Raw genomic sequence first — 19,438 nt, 5'->3', positions numbered from 1 at the left:
GGCTCTGGTGAGCTCTTAGCAGCTATGACTTAGGATCATTCAGTTTACATTTTTTCATCTTTGAGAGGAGGACGTTTCTTGAAATTACGTCTTGTACCTGTACTGATAACGTCTCTACTGTCGGCTATGCTATTATTCGGAGGTTTCTTTTTATATCGTCAGTTTGCTTTACAGGAACCGCTCCAAAAGATTGTAACCGGATTTGAGGGAGTAAATACTTCACATATTAGTATTAACCGCGATGAGGTCACTTTGAAACTTGATTTGCAGCCGGGCACGAATTTACGTGATCTAGTATCGTATGTATCTAAAGAAGGAAAATCAGTGATTGAAGGACGTAAACTTAAACTCGATGTGGAGCAAAATTCAAGTGAACTATTGGATGATTACTGGGATAAAGCGATGTTCTCTGTAGCTGAAGCCATGGAGAGCCGTAAATATACGATTATACCTACAGAACTTGATAGATTGAAACAGCAAAATACGGAATTTAAAGATGTGATAGCATCTACTGATATCGACGACAACAATGTGTACGTAAGCTTGAGTAATGGAAAAGAAAGCAAATTTATTATTTTGCCGCGAAAACCTGCGACCTTGGGGGTGTGGAATAATGCCTAAGTACCTTAAAGAAATTTTACTCGGATTTATTCCTGTACTGTTTATTTTCATGGCTTTTTTAGGTATTAATATATTCCCGATTGTTATAGCAGCTGGGATGCTTACTGCACTACTTATCATTGCTCATTTGCGTGGCGGGCTTACGGTGAACGCTGGTGCTGATAAGAAACGCAAGAAGGAAGGACCTTCAAAGCTCACTTTTGAAGAAATAGGTGGGCAAGATAATGCGAAGCAAGAGCTTCGTGAGGCACTCGATTTTTTGATCCGGCATGAGGAGATCAGTAAATTTGGGATTCGTCCTTTGAAAGGGATTCTACTCACTGGCCCTCCAGGAACAGGTAAGACCCTTATGGCCAGAGCAGCTGCGCATTATACAAACTCTGTATTCGTGGCTGCATCAGGCAGTGAATTTGTAGAAATGTATGTTGGTGTCGGGGCCGGCCGGATCCGCGATTTATTCAAGGATGCTCGTAACCGTGCTGTTAAGGAAAATAAACAGAGTGCCATTATTTTTATTGATGAAATTGACGTAATTGGCGGTAAACGTGAAGGCGGCCAGCAGCGTGAATATGATCAGACCTTGAATCAGCTGTTGACTGAGATGGATGGTATTTATAATAACGAAACACCGCGTATTCTACTGGTAGCTGCAACAAACCGGAAAGAAATGCTTGATTCGGCATTGCTACGTCCTGGACGCTTCGACCGTCATATTCAAGTGGACATGCCTGACAAAAAGGGCCGCAAATCGATTCTGGAATTGCATGCGAAGAATAAACCTCTTCATCCAGATGTGAGTCTCGACAAAATTGCTGAAGAAGCCTATGGCTTTTCTGGTGCTCAGCTTGAAAGTGTCATGAATGAGGCCGCGATTTATATGATGCGTGAGGACTTGACGAAAGTTGAGCAGCGGCATCTGTCGATGGCGATTGACAAGGTAATGATGGGTGAAAAAACGGATAGAGAAACAAATCACGAAGAGAAAAAGAGAGTCGCTATTCATGAATTGGGACATGCCATCATGGCAGAGCTCCTTCGTCCCGGAAGCGTTAGTCAGGTTACGCTGACTCCGCGTGGGCAAGCTCTTGGTTATGTGCGACATAATCCTCAGCAAGAGCAGTATTTGTACACCAAAGATTATCTCGAAGATCAGATTATGATTGCACTTGGTGGAGCAGCTGCTGAAGAAATGTACTATGGTGGACGAAGCACAGGTTCACGCGGTGATTTCGATCAGGCGCTGAATATTGTGGAAACGATGATGAAGTCAGGTTTAACTTCGCTGGGTATCGCCAAGCTGGAAATGGTTACCACTGAAGAGCTTATGAAGGAAAATAGTAAGATATTGGATGAGTTGATGACGCGCACTCGTGAGCACCTTGAAAAGCAACGAAATGTATTTGATTACTCTCTTGACATTTTAATGAAGGAAGAAGTACTCTCTGGAGAGCAATTTCGATGTCAATTTCGTGACAGCGTCCTTTTACCAGCATAAATATTTATGCTGGTTATTTTTTTTTACTTTTCAGGCATGCTAAGATATCATTATATGTCGGGCTTTATAAATTTTTGCGACAGACAAGGTACAATACAAAAGTATAGATACCTGAAAGGATGGAGACTTTTTTATGAATTTCAAAAAAATAGGTGTCATCGGCGGGGGCACAATGGGACAAGGTATTGCTGAAATGTTAGCAGCCAAAGGCCTGGATGTATTACTAGTGGAGAAAACCGCGGAGAAACTGGACTACTCTTACGAAATGATCGAGACAAGTCTAGATAAGCAACTGGAGAAATGGGCGATCACTCAAGCTGAGAAGAAGCTGATTCTTAGCCGCATTCAAAAAGTGACACATTTCGCGGAGCTCAGCTCATGTGACATGGTTATTGAAACCATTGTTGAGGATTTGGAAGAAAAGAAAAAGATTTTGAATCAATTGGATCAAGTATGCCCGAACCACATTATTCTTGCCAGCAATACATCAACACTTAGCTTGACTGAACTTGCAAGTTCTACGATGTATCCGGAACGCGTGATCGGAATGCATTTCATATATCCTGTAGCTAAAGTGGATCTTGTAGAAATCGTACGTGGTCTGAAAACTTCAGATGCTACTTTTGAAGATACAAAATCCTTTGTTGATGAGATTGTTGAGAAAAAAGGTGTAATGATTTATGAATCCCCAGGATTTGTAACATCACGCCTCATTTGCTTGTTTATCAATGAAGCTATGCATGTGCTGCAAGAAGGCGTTGCCTCCGCACAGGATATTGACGATGCTATGCGTATTGGTTATCAATTCCAATATGGACCGCTTGAAATGGCTGACAGATTTGGCCTGGATTCGGTACTTGCGGCACTCGAAAATATGTTCCGTGAATACGGAGAACTGAAATACCGTCCTTCTACAATTCTTAAGAAGATGGTACGTGCAGGACAACTGGGTATGAAATCAGGAGAAGGCTTCTTCAAGTACGACAAGGATGGTGACCGTGTATGAATATTTTAGTTATTAACTCAGGTAGTTCTTCTTTAAAATATCAGCTGTATAACATGACCGATGAATCGGTTTTGGCTAAGGGTTTGGTTGAACGTATCGGGATGGATTCCTCCATTCTGAATCATAAACCTACTGGCAAAGCGGAAGTGACAGAAGTAAGCGAAATTCTGGAACATAATACTGCGATCCGCAAAGTCCTTGCTTGTCTTACAGACAAAGAGCATGGTGTAATTGAATCTATTAAAGAAATTGATGCTGTAGGTCACCGCGTAGTGCATGGTGGAGAGTTCTTCAAATCCTCCGCACTTGTGGATGCTGACGCAAAAACGAAAATCCGTCAATTGTTTGACCTTGCACCACTGCATAACCCAGCAGCAATGATGGGGATTACGGCTTCTGAAGTAAATATGCCAGGTGTACCACAGGTTGTTGTATTCGATACTGCGTTCCACCAAACCATGCCTGAAAAAGCTTATATGTACGCTATTCCTAGAGTATTGTACAATAAATATAAAGTTCGTCGTTATGGCGCACACGGTACATCACACGACTTCGTAAGCAAGGCTGCTGCGGAGTACTTGGAGCGTCCGCTGGAAGATCTGAAGATCATTACTTGTCATATCGGTAACGGCGGTAGTGTAACTGCAGTTCAAGGTGGAGTGTCCGTGGATACTTCCATGGGTATGACCCCTCTGGAAGGTTTGATGATGGGTACTCGCAGTGGTGATCTTGACCCAGCAATTGTCCCTTACGTGATGAACAAGGAAGAATTGTCCGTAGGCGAAGTTAACTCCATGTTGAATAAACATAGTGGCCTATTAGCAATTTCGGGCGTAAGCAGTGACATGCGCGATATTATTGAGGGTATGGAAAAAGGTGAGCCTAATTCCACACTAGCTTTTGAAATGTATGAGTACCGCTTGCGCAAGTATATCGGTTCATATACGGCTGCCATGAATGGTGTAGATGCGATCGTATTTACTGCCGGTGTTGGTGAAAATGCTTCATTGCTTCGTGAGAAACTGCTAAATAACCTTACGTTCCTGGGTATTGAGTTGGATGCTGAAGCTAACAAAGTTCGTTCCGGCGATCCACGTCGTATCTCTACGGAAGATTCCAAGGTACAAGTGCTAGTAGTTCCGACAAACGAAGAACTTGTCATTGCACGTGATACACACCGTATTGTGCAAGGAATTAACGGCTAAATTAGAGGAGAGATTGAAGGCATGGCTAACAAGAGTGTAATTAAGAACGTGAATGAACATGTTGGAGAGAGTGTTGTTATCGGTTGTTGGGTAAACAACAAGCGCTCCAGTGGTAAAATTCAGTTCCTGCAGCTTCGCGATGGTACAGGTTATATTCAGGGAGTTGTAGTGAAATCAGAAGTGCCTGAAGAGGTATGGGATGCAGCTAAGAGCCTCACACAGGAAAGCTCTTTGTATGTGACCGGAATTATCCGCGAGGAACCTCGCAGTCAATCTGGTTTTGAAATGACTGTAACTGGAATCGAAGTCCTGCATCTTACAGAGAATTATCCAATTACTCCGAAAGAGCATGGGGTAGATTTCTTGATGGATCACCGTCACCTTTGGCTGCGTGCCTCGAAGCAGCGGGCTGTTCTGGTAATTCGTGCGGAAATTATTCGTGCAATCCAACAGTTCTTCAACGAGAGTGGATTTACAAAGGTGGATCCTCCGATTCTGACGCCAACGTCAGCAGAAGGAACTACTAACTTGTTCCACACGAAGTACTTCGATGAGGACGCCTATCTAACACAAAGCGGACAGTTGTATATGGAAGCTGCCGCAATGGCACTAGGCCGTGTATATTCCTTTGGACCAACTTTCCGTGCAGAGAAATCTAAGACTCGTCGCCACTTAATTGAGTTCTGGATGATCGAGCCAGAAATGGCCTTTACAGATCATGAAGAAAGCTTGAAGGTTCAGGAAGAATTTATTAGCTTCGTAGTGCAATCTGTATTGAAGAATTGCCGTGCGGAGTTGGAAGCGGTAGGTCGCGATATTTCCAAGCTGGAGAATATCAAAGCTCCATTCCCACGCATTACTTATGACGATGCGATCAAGTTCTTGAACGATAAAGGCTTTGAAGATATTGCTTGGGGTGATGATTTCGGTGCACCTCATGAAACAGCAATCGCAGAAGCATACGATAAACCTGTATTTATTACTCATTATCCTGCTTCTTTCAAAGCGTTCTATATGAAGCCAGATCCAAACCGTCCGGAAGTCGTACTGTGTGCGGATATGATCGCTCCAGAAGGCTACGGAGAGATTATTGGTGGTTCACAGCGGATCGATGATCCTGCGCTGCTTGAAGAGCGTTACAAAGAGCATAATCTTTCGATGGATTCTTACAAATGGTACATGGATCTGCGTACTTACGGATCTGTACCTCACTCTGGTTTTGGACTTGGACTTGAGCGTACTGTAGCTTGGATCTGTGGCCTTGACCATGTACGTGAGACTATTCCATTCCCACGTACACTGTACCGTCTCTACCCATAAGTTCTTATATTTGAAGGGGGACGTTCATGGACGGCAAAGGATGGAGTACCTGGGGCGAAGGCGTCTCCTTCGGTCTGGAGAACGGAATGGCCGTCATACCTTACGCATTACTGAAGTATTACCGGAAGCTGAATTTAAGCGGAAGTGAAGCTATGCTGCTGATACATCTGCTTTCTTTCAGGCAGGTGGAAGGGATTGACTTCCCTTCTCTTGAGGAGCTTCAGGCTGTAACTGGCCGTAGCATATCTGTACTAGCAGGAGAGTTGCAGAAGCTTATGAAGGAAGGTTTTATTAGCATCGATGGAGACAACGATGAGCTAAGAGACATCCATTATGAACGCTACAATTTCTCAGGGTTATACGGAAAGCTTGGTGCTTATCTAGCGACAGTTGTACAAGAGCATGAGCAAGATAAGCACGTAGGTGGCTATGCAACGTCGGCACCGCGGGCTGCTTCAGGTGGTGGATTCGGCGCAAAGCCCCCCTCATCTCCTTCTCAACTCGGGGCTGAAGAGGAAAGCCGAAATCTATTCAGTATTTTCGAAAAGGAATTCGGACGTCCGCTATCTCCTATGGAGTGTGAGACGATATCCAGTTGGGTGGATCAAGACCGGTATCCCGAGGAGCTGATACTGTTAGCGCTGAAGGAATCTGTATTTGCAGGAAAGGTTCATTTCCGTTATATTGATCGAATATTGCTGGAATGGGCCCGCAACCGGGTCAAGAACGCTCAGGATGTAAAGAACTATACACAAAAATTCCGCAATGGCGGAAGATAGATAGATTAGGAGAGAACCGCACTGCTTTAGCCCATCGCTAAAGTCAGTGCGGTTCTTTTTAATATTTTTAATAAAAAGTGCAGGGGTAGTTGTAATCGGGCGCGTCTATTGCTGTGGGAAGGAGGGGAGAGTCATTGAAGAAGAGGTATTAATCCAGCGGATTTGCCAAGGTAACGAGGATGCATTCCGTCAATTTGTAAATACATACAGTCAGCAAATTTACAAAATTACTTATTCTGTATTACGCGATGTCAAAATGGCTGAAGATGCTGCTCAGGAAGCTTTTTTACAAATGTACAAATCTCTCCCTGACTACCGTTATCAAGGCTTAAAGTCATGGATTACACGGATCGCCTTAAATAAGGCAATTGATGCGAAACGTAAACGTGACCGACTTAGGGAACTTCCTGTTGACTATGAGCTTGTATTGAGCCAGACCGCTTCCAACGAAGAGGATGTGTTGTCAGGAGTTATACGCCGTGATCGGATGGATCGGCTGCTAGGTGAAATCAATAGCCTGCCTGAAACTCATCGTGAAATTATGGTGGCTTATTATCTGGAACATAAAAAATATGATCAGATTGCTGCAGAGCAGGGAATTTCCCTGAAGACGGTAGAGTCCAGATTGTATAGGGCGAGACAATGGATTCGAAATCATTGGAAGGAGGACGAATGGCTATGATGAAGCGTGGAGACGATCCAATCCAACGCGAACAAGCAAAAGCTTATATTGAAGGTCACATGGACGCAGCGATCAGAGAAGATTGGGAACGATTACTGCTGGAAGATGAAGAAACGTTTACTTCATACATGAAAATGTTGGATGAGCTACAGGAGGATCTGCCTTCATTGGAGAATTCGTCTGTTTTTACAGAGAGAGTTATGGGAGAATGGGCTAACCTGACGGAATCTTCTGAGGTATTGGAACAAATGACCGTTGAAGAAGGGGGGCGGCGATATCGCTGGTATGAAAAGACAGTCTTTCATTATGCGGTTGCCGCGTCACTTACGCTGTTGATAATGTCATCTGGTATGTTTGATAAGCTGCACACAGGTCAAATGGAGCTAATGATCTCTAAAAAAGATAATTCCCTATCATTTAGCGAGCAAGTCATACAGGCAACTAGCGGATGGTTGGATCAGCTAATGGGCAGCAGAAAGTGATGAGAGGAGAAATGAAACATGCAACAGCAGCGTAGTAAATTAAAAGCTTTTTTTCTTAATTTGATTCCTGGAGCAGGTCATTATTATATGGGAAAACGCCCACAGGGAATTGTTTATCTTCTGTTAAGCTTTGGCATCTTATTTATGTCATTCTTAATAGCTGTGGCTGAAGGTGCCGAGGATATTCTATTAATGGGTGTGATAGGGTTCCTACTTATAGGGACGGTTTCGATGGTGCATCTGGTGGTTAAAATGCTGCAGATGCCTACTCCGGTAATGACTCCAGATGGATCGAATTTTGATTTTTCTTCAATGCCCGTTAAGACAGACGATAATGAGCGTGTACATGTAATTTTATTATCGTTCATTCCAGGATTGGGACATTTTCATATGGGGTTGATGCAGCGAGGATTGTCTTTCCTCATTTCTTTCTTCGGTTTCATGACCGTGATGTTATTCCTGGCAGGGATTACATCAAGTGATGTATTCCTTCTCCTGTTTGGCGTATTACCAGTGATTTGGTTATATTGTATGTTTGATGCGGTTCAGTTAATCCATCGCAAGCAAACTGGTGAAGCGCTGGTTGATCGCACTTTATTCGAAGAGATGGAGGCTGGTCGTGAGGAAGGGCGCCGTAGCAAAGTTTTGGCAACATTGCTTTCTGCTTTTCCGGGTGCCGGACAAATGTATCTAGGGCTGCAAAAAAGAGGATTACAGCTCATGTTACTATTCCTAGGAAGCATTTATGTCATGGACCTACTGCGGTTAACGTTACTCTTCTTCCTGATCCCAGTCATTTGGTTTTACAGTTTGTTTGATGGCTTACAGCTTGTCAGCCGGTATGGACGTGAACCCTTGCAGGATAAGCCAGTCATAGAAGGATTTTTAAATCATCAAGGATGGCTTGGAGCTGCTCTGATGTGTCTAGGACTGTATTACATTGTAGTTAATGTCGCAGTTCCAGCGCTTGATATCAGATTTCCTGAATGGCGTTTGGAGTATAGAGTCAATGAATATTTCAGGACCATTATCGTATCTGTGTTATTGATTGGCGGTGGTTTGAAGCTGATGGCGGGAAGCAAGAACAATAAAGGGAGAAAAGGGACAGGTGGTCATTCTGAATAATCCGACAGAATTACAGCAAGGAGTTATTGTTTCAAGTGAGCGTCCGGTTGCTGAAGATAAATCAAGACGCTGGCGTGTGGGGACGTTGTCGATGGGATTGAGCCTTTTATTTCTGGGAGCACTAATCATGGTCTCTCAGTGGAGGGGCGCCGAAGTGTTTGAGACGACGCTTTCTTGGTGGCCGATCATTTTTATATTATTAGGCTTAGAAATTGTGATATACACTTTATGGTTTCGTGGAAAAGGAAAAATGTATTATGATGTGCTAAGCGTTCTGTTCGTAGGGTTTATAGCTGTATGTTGTTTGGTTTTTGCGGGATTTAGTTCTTTAGGATTAACACAGGAATTTCGCCGTACCATTTCAGCTGTGCAAGAAAGTTACGCATTGCCAGATTGGAAGGGAGCCGTTCCCGAGGGCGTTAGTACCATCATTATCCAAGCTGCAGAGCCTTATGGGATTAAAGTAGATCAAACGGGTGGAAACGAGCTGAATGTATTCGGGAGTTATTCTTCAAATAAAGGAAAGCTACAAGAAGCACAAGAGCAACAGCTGCTTCAAACTAAGCATGTTGGGAATACGCTATACATCATTTTAGGGGAAACGCCTAGAGATCTGCTATTCGATAATTCTCGGAACACACTGGACGTGACTGTTGGGGCTCCGGCTAATGTTAAAGTGATTGTTCGAGATACTTATGGAAATGTTGTAACGGGCTAATCATGGCCTTTAATTGAAAAAAAAGATCGCTTCCTGACCAATGTGGCATGGGAAGCGATCTTTTTATTTTACGAATGCAACTCTTTCTCAAGCGCAGCGCCCATTTCACGGGAGCGTTCGGCACAGCGATTTACTGCGGCGATGACAGTTTCAAAAAAATCTCCTTGCTCGAGTACTTCTATCGCTGCTTGTGTAGAGCCATTCGGGGATGTGACCTTCTTACGAAGTGCAGCTGGATCCTCGCCCGTCTGTTGTACCATTCTAGCAGCGCCAAGAACCGTTTGAACGGTTAACTCCGTGCTTTGATCAAGCGGCAGTCCGCCCCGTATACCGGCAGCGATCATTGCCTCCATCATGTAATAAATGTAGGCAGGTCCACTGCCGGAAATACCCGTTAAGGTCTCCATGCGTTCTTCATCAATGACTGTTGTTAGTCCGACAGCTTCAAAGATGTTGAGTGCAAGGCGTCGTCCTTTCTCATCTACTTCTTTGGAAAAGGCTATGCCAGTGGCACCAAGACCTATGGAACTAGAAGTATTCGGCATAGTACGGACGATGGGTTGCTCTTTGCCAAGCAGACCTTGCATCGTTCGAATGGACAGCCCAGCAATTACAGAGACTATGATCTGATCAGGTGAGAGAAGTGGGCTGAGTCCCCGAAGTGCTTCTGCAGCGTCTTTTGGTTTCATAGCCAACACGATTACTGGTGAATTCCTTAGATAATCTGTTTTTTGTTCAGGATCATTTGTACCTATTACGCCGTAACGGCTTCTTAGTTCTGCCAGACGTTCACTACTGCTACGGTTAAGCATAATAATATTATCGGATTTTACGATACTACGGCTAATCATCCCGCGAACGATAGCTTCTGCCATAGAGCCTGCGCCATAAAATACAATATTATGATTCATAAGTGGAATGGAAGGTTGCTGACACATGGCTCAAAATCCTCCTAAAAGTGGTGTAATTAAAAATAGATGCATGGACACTAACCCCGAATTTGACCTGTTCCGTAAATCTTATATTTGGTTGAAGTAAGAGCAGGCAGACCCATCGGTCCACGGGCATGGAGTTTCTGAGTACTAATGCCGATCTCTGCACCAAATCCAAATTCAAAGCCATCTGTGAAGCGGGTTGAAGCATTGTGGTAAACAGCTGCAGCATCAACCTCCTGTAAGAAGCGTGAAGCGTTATCCGGATCTTCTGTTACGATACATTCCGAGTGCTTCGTGCCATACTGGGCAATATGCTGCATAGCTTCGTTTAAATCGCTGACGATTTTGATATTTAAGATATAATCATTATATTCTGTAGCATAGTCCTCTATTGTTGCAGGTAATGCCCATGGGACAACGGATAATGTTTCCTGGCAGCCACGTAATTCAACGTTAACATCACGGAAAGCTTCGGCCAAAGAAAGCAGATATTCGTTTGCGTAATCCCGATGAACGAGTAGCGTCTCCATGGAATTGCAAACCGAAGGGCGCTGTGCTTTAGCATTCAAACTAATGTTCTGAGCCATTTCTGGCAAAGCGCTTGCGTCGAGATAAGTATGGCAGATGCCTGCACCCGTTTCAATGACGGGCACGGTTGCGTTAAGCACAACATTTTGAATCAGAGAACTTCCTCCGCGAGGGATAATCACGTCAAGTAGTCCGTTGAGCTTAAGCATTTCATCAACGGAGGAACGGTTGGGATCTTCGATCAGCTGTAGCGCATTTTTCGGCATTGAAGTATTTGCTAGAGCATTGTGAAGAACCTCGACAATTTTTCGGTTGGAGGACAGAGCGGAGGAGCCACCGCGCAGCACAACAGCGTTACCAGTCTTTAGGCACAGGCCAGCAGCATCAACAGTTACGTTTGGACGTGCTTCGTAAATAATACCGATGACACCTAGTGGAACACGAAGTTTCTGGATGCCCAGACCATTCGGACGTTCAATCGTTTCTAGCGTGTCACCAATTGGATCAGGCAATACAGCGATTTGTTGAAGTCCTTCTGCGATACTGTTAATTCGGCCTACATCTAACGCTAGTCGATCAAGCATGGACTCAGGAGTACCACTTAAGCGTCCGCGTTCCAGATCTTCTCGGTTGGCAGCAATGATAGCTGGAGCTTCACGGCGCAGCGCATCAGCCATAACTAAGAGTGCTTCATTTTTTTGGCCGGTAGTTAGACTCGCTAATATTCCGGTGGTTTCCTTGGCTAATTTTGCTTTATTGACAACTTCACTCATGACGATTCCTCCTTAAATTTGTATGGGCAAAATTTTTACCTCAATGTAATCCATTCGTCACGGTGAATGACCTCCAGCCGGTGTACTTCTCCCAGCTTCGGTACAATCTGACGGCTGGGTAAACCTTGAATACTTCGCAGCTGAGTGTCATCGTAATTCACAATCCCACGTCCCAGCAATTTGGAGTCTGGTCCAAGGACTTCTACAACATCCCCAGCGTGAAAGTTACCTTCGATCTGCTTGACGCCGACAGGCAGCAGACTATGACCGCCATGAAGCAGCGCTTCAACGGCGCCTTCGTCAACGTACAGGGAGCCGAGTGGGGTGGACATAAAGCCAAGCCATTGCTTTTTAACAGGTAAAGAAGATAACTTGGTTGCAAAATAAGTACCTCGACCCGAGCCTGCCGCTGCGAGTTGTAAATCCCCTGGTTTGGTAGCTCTCCCAACAAAGACGGGCACACCGCCTCGTGTAGCGATCTTGGCAGCATCGATTTTTGAACGCATGCCACCTGTCCCCACACTAGAGCCAGCTCCACCAGCAATAGCATAAATCTCCGGCGTAATATCATCAACGAACTGATACCGAACAGCGTCGGGATGTTTCCGAGGATCTCCGCTATATAAGCCATCCATGTCAGTTAAGACTAGCAATCTGGTGGCTTTCAGCAGGTTAGCTACCAGCGCGGACAAAGTATCGTTATCACCGAATTTTAACTCATCAACGGAGACGGTGTCATTCTCGTTAAATACGGGTACCGCTCCTAGGCGAAGCAGCTCTTCTACCGTCATCATCGCGTTGTTCATAGCTCTGCGACTACAAAAGTCGGTACGGGTTAGTAGGATCTGTGCTGTGGTTATTCCATGCTCGGCAAAAGCTTCCTGATATGCCTGCATGAGCAGTACTTGGCCTACAGCTGCAGCTGCTTGCTTCTCATGCAGCAGCTTCGGACGTGTAGGATAACCGATACTGCGAAAGCCTGCGGCTACAGCACCGGAGGTTACTAATAACACCTCGCAGCCGTTTCTCTTCAATTCGGCAATCTCTGAAGCGAAGAAGGACACGGCTTCGCGATTCAATCCGCCTTCTGTTCCAGTCAGTGAGCTGCTGCCTATTTTGACTACGATTCGTGTCGTCATATCTGTTCACTTCCTCAGTATTTTTATAGATGCTGAAAACGACAAAAAGCCCCCATCCTTAGACTTAGCAAAGGACGAAAGCTTGTAAACTTCCGCGGTACCACCTTCATTGATGAGGGATCATCCGACTTCATTCTCGTAACGGGAGGATCCGTCCTGCTTAGCACAGGCCGCTCGGGGGTAGGATTCGGAACGAAAACCGCGGTAAATTCTTTCAGCCTGTCGGAATTTACTCTCTAGGCGCGGTTAGACTCATTCTTACTGGTCCCGTCTGCACGTTTCACTTATTTTCAATAGAATACCATGGAGATGGTTGCTTTGCAAAGGAAAAACGAAGGAACTATTTCTCGCATTAGAAAGCTTTGATTATTCTGTTTAACCTCTAAGCACGGGGGGTGGAATACTTATAATCTGTTATATACAGGAACACCTAACGATAAAGGACCAGTTAATAAAAGTGCGGTTCGGGTGTCAGATGATCAGAGCAGCCTTCCAAGGGTCTATTCTTCGGTTAATTCAGATACCGTAGATTTAAATGTTTCTACAAAAGCCTTAGCGGCTTTAGATAAATAACGTCCGCGTCGATAGGCTACGACAAGTGTTCGGCTAGGGGCAGGATCAGTGAGCGGTAAGTAGACAGGGACGAATTCACTCCGCGGTGCACGGGCAATAAAATGAGGCACAAGAGTTACACCCATTCCAGTGGCGACCAGCGACTGAACTGTTTCCATGTTATTGCTCTCAAAAACAATTTTTGGTTCGAAGCCAGCGTTTCGGCACAGATCCATAGTCATTTTACGGAAGCCTTGGCCTTCTTTAAGTACGATAAATGGCTCGTCCTTTAGTTCTTCCAAAGAGGTCTTAGTTCCATCTAAGCTACGTTTAGCTAGCGGGTGTTCAGGTGGGACTGCAAGATCGATCCTTTCCTCACCCAGTTCTTCGTAAGCAAGAGCCGGAATTTCGAGCGGCAATGAGAGCAGGCTTAAATCAGTCTGACCACTCGCAGTGAGCTTCTCTAGGTTCATGGAGGAGTCTTCGAGCAGAGAGATTTCTACTTCCGGGTAATTTTGTTTAAAAACCGGAAGCACATGCGGTAGTAAATGTGCACCAGTGATCGGCATACTGCCTACAACGACGCGCCCGGTACGCAGTTCAGAAATATCAGACATTTCTTGTCGCAGCAGTTCTACGCCATCAATGATGATTTGGGCTTGCTCTACGAATTTCGATCCAGCATAGGTCAGTTCAACAGAGCTGGTATTTCGCTGGAACAGCATTACACCGAGCTCTTTTTCCAGCTTGGAAAGCTGCTGACTGAGTGATGGTTGGGCAATGTGCAGCTTGTCCGCTGCACGGGAGAAGTTTTTTTCGGCTGCGATTTGCAGTACATATTGTAGTTGTCTCAGTTCCATGTATAAACTCCTTTAGGAGATTGCTTTTGCTTATAAGTATAACCTATGAAACTGAAGTTTTATATAGGTTCTCATGTAAGTTCGTGACGAACGCACTGACCGGCAAATAGGAAGGTGTGGTTTACCAGTATTCGCTGGAGTCCTTTATGTTTGCCGGTCTAATTTTGATGCTACGCTATTACGTCTTACTATACTTTGCGGGCTGGAGAGATGCTTTGAGGGTTGTTAAATATATTTCCCGGGTCATATTTAGCTTTGACTCTCCGTAATCTAGGATAGTTTGCTCCATAATATACTGGTCCGGAATTTTTAATTCCCTGGTCTGGAACATTGATGTAGCTCCCCACGATAAATGGCTGCAGTTTCCGACGTGTATTTCGTACTACGAATATATTTCTGGCAGCTTCCGAAGAGGAGTAATGTATAATTCAATATCGTTGGCCCTCTGGTGCAAGGCGGAACGGCCCACAGCAAGATCATATTTCTTGAAGCTTAGATGAGAACCAATCTGCACAGAGAGAAGTAAGACAAGTTCCATAGATACAAAAATCAGGCAGTCCTCAAAAATGAGGACTGCCTTGTTATATGTTGTAAGAGTTCTAACGGAAAGCGTCCGGCGCAATTTCGTATCTGAAGGACTATTTGGAGATCTTTACCAGATCCCTGTGTGCTTTGATCAGATATCTATTCGCCGTTTTTCTACCATGGACATAAATGAAAAAGGAGTCATTATTGGAGGAAAGAACATAAAAATAGCTTGATCCTGTGCCGGGAAATGCTTGTGTAATAGTGCTCTCTAAAGAGTTGTCGAGATAAGAATTCTCGCGCAGTGCATAATGGTCAATTTCTTTCAAATCAGCATCCAGCTTTAACATATCGTATTGAACATCTCCTGTTTCCTTGCCCCTAACGTAGAGATTGAGATCAGTCGGTGCAGTCATATTATTACTGCCTCTTGTCTCCAGTCTGGAAGCTGGCATATTGGCCGCCTCGAAGGAGCCGATATGCATTTGGTCCAGGTAGTCAAAGGTCAGTTTAGACTTTTCTTTTCCGTTTGTAGGGTTCAAAGCGACGATAAAGCTTGTTCGGGAAGCTTTATCCTCATATTGCAGATAGATCTGTTCACCTTGGGTCATCAATTTTGGGGTTGCTAATACTTGTTTAGGATATGTATTGTGCCAGAGCAATTTCCCTTTTTGATCGTATCTCTTTAACGTGGTATCGCCATAATAATGCGAGAAAACAAGAAGCGAACCATCATCCATTATTCGTAATGAAGTTTTTGCTTTAATAGGGTTGGGATCAATTTTATCAGCCGTGACCTTATATAGCAGCTTACGCTGTGTATTGTAGACTTCATACACGGTCTGCTCATTCCTGTTGTCCAGAAATACATAATAGCCTTTGCTTTCAGCAGCAAAATATTTAGGAACAGCCAGCTCTTTAGGAAGCGTCTGGATTTTACCAGTGGCGGCGGATAAGCTGAGATTTTTGTTAAGGGACGCAAAAATAAGCTCTTTATTGCTACTCGTAAGCATGAAGTCATACGCTGCGAGTGCTTCAATTGTAGTAGTCCAGCGGATTTTCCCTGTATTGCTAAGACTGATTGCCAGATAGTTTCTCTCGTTTCCCCGGGCTGGAGGAACCAGCAGATATACATTGCCTTCAGGATCAACGAACGGATGAATGGTGGTGCTTAGCTTACCAGGGGGAGTATAGCGCCACTTCAATTTTCCATTTCTGTCTACAACGAATATACTGCGTGTATCCATTTCTTTATTGGCGTGTCCTATAAAATAAGTATTCCCTGAGGCGATCGTTACAGGAACACTGTAGAACACATCTGACCTTCTATCGACAGAGATGGTATTGGTGACGAAATATACCGGGGACATTCCCTGCTCATATATGGGCAGTGTCCAATCCAATACAAATTTATATTCAGGTTCTGAAGGTTCCTCTATAGAAGTACCTTCGGCGTAAGTTTTACTGGAATAACATAGTGGCATACCTATAACTAAAATGATTAGTGCTTTTGCCCAAAATTTCATAAATTACCCTCCAATATAAAAAAAATCTTTCAAAGTATAATGGTAACATAATTTAAACTCTGAAAGTGATATCAGGCCGCAATTAAATGAATTATCTGGAAAAAAGACATCCTCCAGTAACCGGAAGATGTCTTTCCTACAATGAAATGTGAACGGTGATTCAGCTTCAAACTTCTTTTTTCATTAAAAGATAAAGAGAATATGGAGCGCCGATAAACACAACCATGATTCCTGCTGCGATACCGTCAGGCTCAGTCAGATTGCTTCCAATCGTATTCGCTAGAAACAGCAGCCAGCCTCCAATTAAAATGGACAGCGGCACAAAGCGCTGATGCTGTGCTCCAACCAAAGCTCTGGCGATATGTGGAGCCATCAGACCAATAAACGTAATACCGCCGGTCATAGAAACGGCCGAGGCCGCAAGCGCAACTGCCAGCATCAGTAAGATACGGTCCTTGGAAACCACTAGGCCTGCACCGATAGCTGTTGGCTCGCTCAAAGCAAACAAATTCAGCGCTATGGATTTATATATTACGTAGGGGATCAGAATGATTAGCAAAGGCAGGAGGGAGAGGATGAATGGTCTGTCCGTTTCCCACACGTTGCCGGCAAGCCATTAAGAGATGGAATCTACCTTGGTCCGGTCAACTGAAGAGATGAGCACGATCATGACGCCTGAAAGAGTCATGGAGAAGCCAAAACCAGTAATGACCTATCTGGTCGGTTGCATCCCGTCGATACGGGTATACGATAATGCATGAATTAACACTGCTGTTACAAGAGCTCCAGCAAAAGCCATTAGTGGAATCATGTAAATGAAAGACTCTACGTAAATTGGCGCAAATATGAAAAAGTCAGGTTTAGATTCAGGATCCTTAACTTGAGAATTATCGTTGTTATCTTATAGGTTAAACCTATCACTTCTATAGATATCATATCTTGGAATTATAAAGACAGTGATGTTATATTTAGATCATTCAAGAGAGACTCCACGCTCTCTTCCAATGAACGATTCTATTAATGAGGTGAAATTATGAGCAACAAGACAATGTTTGAGAAGATTTGGGATAATCATGTTATTCATCAAGAGGAAGGTAAACCTAGCATTATTTATATCGATCTGCATTTGGTTCATGAAGTAACTTCTCCACAAGCTTTCGAAGGACTTCGCCTCAGTAACCGCAAGGTTCGCCGTCCTGAGCTGACATTCGCTACAATGGATCACAACGTTCCTACCAAGGATCGTTTTAACATTAAAGATCCAATTTCCAAGCAGCAAATTGATACACTTTCTAAAAACTGTGTTGATTTTGGTGTTAGATTGTTCGACTTGAATGATATCGATCAAGGCGTTGTACACGTAATGGGACCTGAGATCGGCTTGACTCACCCTGGTAAAACTATCGTTTGCGGCGACAGCCATACCTCCACACATGGAGCATTTGGTGCGCTGGCTTTTGGTATCGGTACTAGTGAAGTTGAACATGTAATGGCTACCCAATGTTTGCAGCAATCCAAAGCTAAGACTATGGAAGTTCGTTTTACAGGTAAACGCAATCCTGGTGTAACAGCAAAGGATATGATCCTTGGTGTTATTGCTAAGTATGGTACTGATTTTGCAACAGGTTATGTAATTGAATACACAGGTGAAGCTATTCGTGAGCTGTCGATGGAAGAACGTATGACCGTCTGCAACATGTCGATCGAAGGCGGAGCAAGAGCAGGTTTGATCGCTCCTGACGAAACTACTTTTAACTATCTACGTGGACGTCAATATGTGCCGCAAGGCGAACCATATGACGCTGCTGTTGAAGGATGGAAGAGTCTTGTTAGTGACGAAGGTGCTCAATATGATACGGTGGTTGAATTTGATGTGGAGACGTTGATTCCACAAGTGACTTGGGGTACTAGCCCGGGTATGGGTACAGATATCAACTCTAGCGTGCCAAATCCGGCTGACTTTACCACTGAAAATGAACGCAAAGCTGCTGAAAAAGCGCTTGAATATATGGACTTGACTCCTGGAACTCCTATTTCTGAAATTCCAATTGATTATGTATTTATCGGTTCTTGTACTAACGGACGGATCGAAGATTTGAGAGCGGCAGCCGTGGTAGCAAAAGGCCATAAAGTCTCTGACAAGGTTACTGCCATTGTTGTTCCTGGATCTGGTCGTGTTAAAATGCAGGCTGAGAAGGAAGGGCTTGATAAAGTCTTCACTGACGCGGGCTTTGAATGGCGCGAAGCGGGATGCAGCATGTGTCTTGCGATGAACCCTGATGTACTGCAACCTGGGCAACGCTGTGCATCTACCTCGAACCGTAACTTTGAAGGACGTCAAGGTCGCGGTGGACGCACGCATCTGGTATCCCCAGCTATGGCTGCTGCAGCTGCGATAAAAGGCCGTTTCACTGATGTACGTGATTGGAACTATAAGACGGAAGCTGTCAGCTCATAGAACTAGAGAGAACACGGGAGGATAAAACTATGGATGCTTTTAAAAAATTAACAGGAATTGTTGCACCAGTAGATCGGGTGAATGTAGATACGGATGCTATTATCCCAAAGCAGTTCCTGAAACGGATTGAACGGACAGGATTTGGACAATTTTTGTTCTACGAATGGCGTTTTGATGAAGCTGGTAACGATAACGCTGCCTTTGAAATGAATAAGCCACGCTATAAAGGTGCTTCTGTCTTGATCTCACGTGCTAACTTTGGCTGTGGTTCCTCACGGGAACATGCACCTTGGGCGATTATGGATTATGGGTTCAGAGTGGTCATTGCACCTTCTTATGCAGATATCTTCTACAACAACTGCTTTAAGAATGGCATTTTGCCGATCAAGCTTTCGGAAGAGCAAGTGGATGAGCTGTTTAATCGGACAGCCGAGCATGATGGCTACCAATTGACCGTGGATCTTGAGAGCAATACACTTCACGATGAATTTGGACTGAGCATCAGCTTTGATCTGGATGAGCACCGTCGTCAGTTCTTGCTGCAAGGCCTGGATGATATCGGATTAACCCTTCAGCATGCAGATGAAATTGCTGCGTATGAAGAGCGTCATGCGGCTAAGTTATTCTCTTAATAATAGGATATAACTGGTTTCATTCTTAACTTTTACAAAAAATACGCAAAACTTCTATTTCCGGGTGTCGGAAATAG

At 44.2% G+C, this 19,438-nt stretch carries 17 protein-coding genes and 2 pseudogenes; 12 read left to right on the top strand and 7 right to left on the bottom strand.

Annotation, left to right across the window (positions count from 1 at the left end):
* Positions 1-78 precede the first annotated feature (78 nt).
* The 10 genes from ACWNM1_RS17055 (at position 79) to ACWNM1_RS17010 (ending at position 9,433) form a co-directional block, all read left to right on the top strand.
* Positions 79-621: a hypothetical protein gene (locus tag ACWNM1_RS17055; protein WP_042190109.1), complete on the top strand. Its 543-nt coding sequence runs from the start codon at positions 79-81 to the stop codon at positions 619-621.
* Entirely contained in the window at positions 614-2,116 is a 1,503-nt protein-coding gene (locus ACWNM1_RS17050; protein WP_449601843.1) for an AAA family ATPase, read from the top strand. The genes ACWNM1_RS17055 and ACWNM1_RS17050 overlap by 8 nt, the downstream gene beginning before the upstream one ends.
* A gap of 133 nt (positions 2,117-2,249) precedes the next feature.
* A complete protein-coding gene (locus ACWNM1_RS17045) occupies positions 2,250-3,122 on the top strand; it encodes a 3-hydroxyacyl-CoA dehydrogenase family protein (RefSeq protein WP_042129488.1) in 873 nt (290 codons plus the stop codon).
* Entirely contained in the window at positions 3,119-4,327 is a 1,209-nt protein-coding gene (locus tag ACWNM1_RS17040; protein WP_283908263.1) for an acetate/propionate family kinase, read from the top strand. Before ACWNM1_RS17045 ends, ACWNM1_RS17040 begins: the two co-directional genes overlap by 4 nt.
* A gap of 21 nt (positions 4,328-4,348) precedes the next feature.
* Entirely contained in the window at positions 4,349-5,647 is a 1,299-nt protein-coding gene (asnS, locus tag ACWNM1_RS17035) for an asparagine--tRNA ligase (protein ID WP_036676308.1), read from the top strand.
* Between the two features lie 26 nt (positions 5,648-5,673).
* Complete coding sequence (locus tag ACWNM1_RS17030) at positions 5,674-6,426, top strand: DnaD domain protein (protein WP_449601842.1); 753 nt, start codon at positions 5,674-5,676, stop codon at positions 6,424-6,426.
* Between the two features lie 46 nt (positions 6,427-6,472).
* Positions 6,473-7,108, top strand: a complete 636-nt coding sequence (locus tag ACWNM1_RS17025; RefSeq protein ID WP_449601841.1) for an RNA polymerase sigma factor — start codon at positions 6,473-6,475, stop codon at positions 7,106-7,108.
* Complete coding sequence (locus ACWNM1_RS17020) at positions 7,105-7,590, top strand: hypothetical protein (RefSeq protein WP_449601840.1); 486 nt, start codon at positions 7,105-7,107, stop codon at positions 7,588-7,590. Before ACWNM1_RS17025 ends, ACWNM1_RS17020 begins: the two co-directional genes overlap by 4 nt.
* Before the next feature lie 18 nt (positions 7,591-7,608).
* Positions 7,609-8,715 (top strand): hypothetical protein, encoded by a 1,107-nt coding sequence (locus ACWNM1_RS17015; RefSeq protein ID WP_449601839.1) that lies wholly within the window; start codon positions 7,609-7,611, stop codon positions 8,713-8,715.
* Positions 8,699-9,433: a hypothetical protein gene (locus ACWNM1_RS17010; protein WP_449601838.1), complete on the top strand. Its 735-nt coding sequence runs from the start codon at positions 8,699-8,701 to the stop codon at positions 9,431-9,433. Before ACWNM1_RS17015 ends, ACWNM1_RS17010 begins: the two co-directional genes overlap by 17 nt.
* 68 nt (positions 9,434-9,501) lie before the next feature.
* Here the strand turns inward: ACWNM1_RS17010 and proC are convergent, their stop codons facing one another.
* The 7 genes and pseudogenes from proC to ACWNM1_RS16975 all read right to left on the bottom strand — a co-directional run.
* Positions 9,502-10,371 (bottom strand): pyrroline-5-carboxylate reductase, encoded by an 870-nt coding sequence (proC, locus tag ACWNM1_RS17005; RefSeq protein ID WP_449601837.1) that lies wholly within the window; start codon positions 10,369-10,371, stop codon positions 9,502-9,504.
* Positions 10,372-10,421: 50 nt separating this feature from the next.
* A complete protein-coding gene (locus ACWNM1_RS17000) occupies positions 10,422-11,669 on the bottom strand; it encodes a glutamate-5-semialdehyde dehydrogenase (RefSeq protein ID WP_449601836.1) in 1,248 nt (415 codons plus the stop codon).
* A gap of 35 nt (positions 11,670-11,704) precedes the next feature.
* Positions 11,705-12,808 (bottom strand): glutamate 5-kinase, encoded by a 1,104-nt coding sequence (gene proB, locus ACWNM1_RS16995; protein WP_449601835.1) that lies wholly within the window; start codon positions 12,806-12,808, stop codon positions 11,705-11,707.
* A gap of 500 nt (positions 12,809-13,308) precedes the next feature.
* The gene (locus ACWNM1_RS16990; RefSeq protein WP_234532000.1) at positions 13,309-14,220 is read right to left on the bottom strand and encodes a LysR family transcriptional regulator; all 912 of its coding nucleotides are present in this window, start codon (positions 14,218-14,220) and stop codon (positions 13,309-13,311) included.
* A gap of 188 nt (positions 14,221-14,408) precedes the next feature.
* A pseudogene (locus ACWNM1_RS16985) lies at positions 14,409-14,579 on the bottom strand (BBE domain-containing protein); the annotation flags it as partial.
* Between the two features lie 279 nt (positions 14,580-14,858).
* Positions 14,859-16,271 (bottom strand): hypothetical protein, encoded by a 1,413-nt coding sequence (locus ACWNM1_RS16980; RefSeq protein WP_449601834.1) that lies wholly within the window; start codon positions 16,269-16,271, stop codon positions 14,859-14,861.
* Between the two features lie 166 nt (positions 16,272-16,437).
* Positions 16,438-17,124: pseudogene (locus tag ACWNM1_RS16975) on the bottom strand (FecCD family ABC transporter permease); the annotation flags it as partial.
* Between the two features lie 180 nt (positions 17,125-17,304).
* Between ACWNM1_RS16975 and leuC the strand changes: the two are divergent.
* Entirely contained in the window at positions 17,305-18,729 is a 1,425-nt protein-coding gene (gene leuC, locus ACWNM1_RS16970) for a 3-isopropylmalate dehydratase large subunit (RefSeq protein WP_449601833.1), read from the top strand.
* Between the two features lie 29 nt (positions 18,730-18,758).
* Complete coding sequence (gene leuD, locus ACWNM1_RS16965) at positions 18,759-19,361, top strand: 3-isopropylmalate dehydratase small subunit (RefSeq protein WP_042190082.1); 603 nt, start codon at positions 18,759-18,761, stop codon at positions 19,359-19,361.
* Positions 19,362-19,438 lie beyond the last annotated feature (77 nt).

The organism is Paenibacillus sp. Marseille-Q9583 (assembly GCF_976954365.1).
Note: the sequence above shows the minus strand (reverse complement) of the source record. Positions and strands in the feature narration are given on the sequence as shown.

Bases quoted from the DNA above. Each gene is read 5' to 3' on its own strand.
- ACWNM1_RS17020 (WP_449601840.1), top strand. From the start codon at position 7,105: ATGATGAAGCGTGGAGACGATCCAATCCAACGCGAACAAGCAAAAGCT.
- ACWNM1_RS17015 (WP_449601839.1), top strand. From the start codon at position 7,609: ATGCAACAGCAGCGTAGTAAATTAAAAGCTTTTTTTCTTAATTTGATT.
- leuC (WP_449601833.1), top strand. From the start codon at position 17,305: ATGAGCAACAAGACAATGTTTGAGAAGATTTGGGATAATCATGTTATT.
- ACWNM1_RS16990 (WP_234532000.1), bottom strand. From the start codon at position 14,220: ATGGAACTGAGACAACTACAATATGTACTGCAAATCGCAGCCGAAAAA.
- proB (WP_449601835.1), bottom strand. From the start codon at position 12,808: ATGACGACACGAATCGTAGTCAAAATAGGCAGCAGCTCACTGACTGGA.
- proC (WP_449601837.1), bottom strand. From the start codon at position 10,371: ATGTGTCAGCAACCTTCCATTCCACTTATGAATCATAATATTGTATTT.
- ACWNM1_RS17045 (WP_042129488.1), top strand. From the start codon at position 2,250: ATGAATTTCAAAAAAATAGGTGTCATCGGCGGGGGCACAATGGGACAA.
- ACWNM1_RS17050 (WP_449601843.1), top strand. From the start codon at position 614: ATGCCTAAGTACCTTAAAGAAATTTTACTCGGATTTATTCCTGTACTG.
- ACWNM1_RS17000 (WP_449601836.1), bottom strand. From the start codon at position 11,669: ATGAGTGAAGTTGTCAATAAAGCAAAATTAGCCAAGGAAACCACCGGA.
- leuD (WP_042190082.1), top strand. From the start codon at position 18,759: ATGGATGCTTTTAAAAAATTAACAGGAATTGTTGCACCAGTAGATCGG.
- ACWNM1_RS17040 (WP_283908263.1), top strand. From the start codon at position 3,119: ATGAATATTTTAGTTATTAACTCAGGTAGTTCTTCTTTAAAATATCAG.
- asnS (WP_036676308.1), top strand. From the start codon at position 4,349: ATGGCTAACAAGAGTGTAATTAAGAACGTGAATGAACATGTTGGAGAG.
- ACWNM1_RS17030 (WP_449601842.1), top strand. From the start codon at position 5,674: ATGGACGGCAAAGGATGGAGTACCTGGGGCGAAGGCGTCTCCTTCGGT.
- ACWNM1_RS16980 (WP_449601834.1), bottom strand. From the start codon at position 16,271: ATGAAATTTTGGGCAAAAGCACTAATCATTTTAGTTATAGGTATGCCA.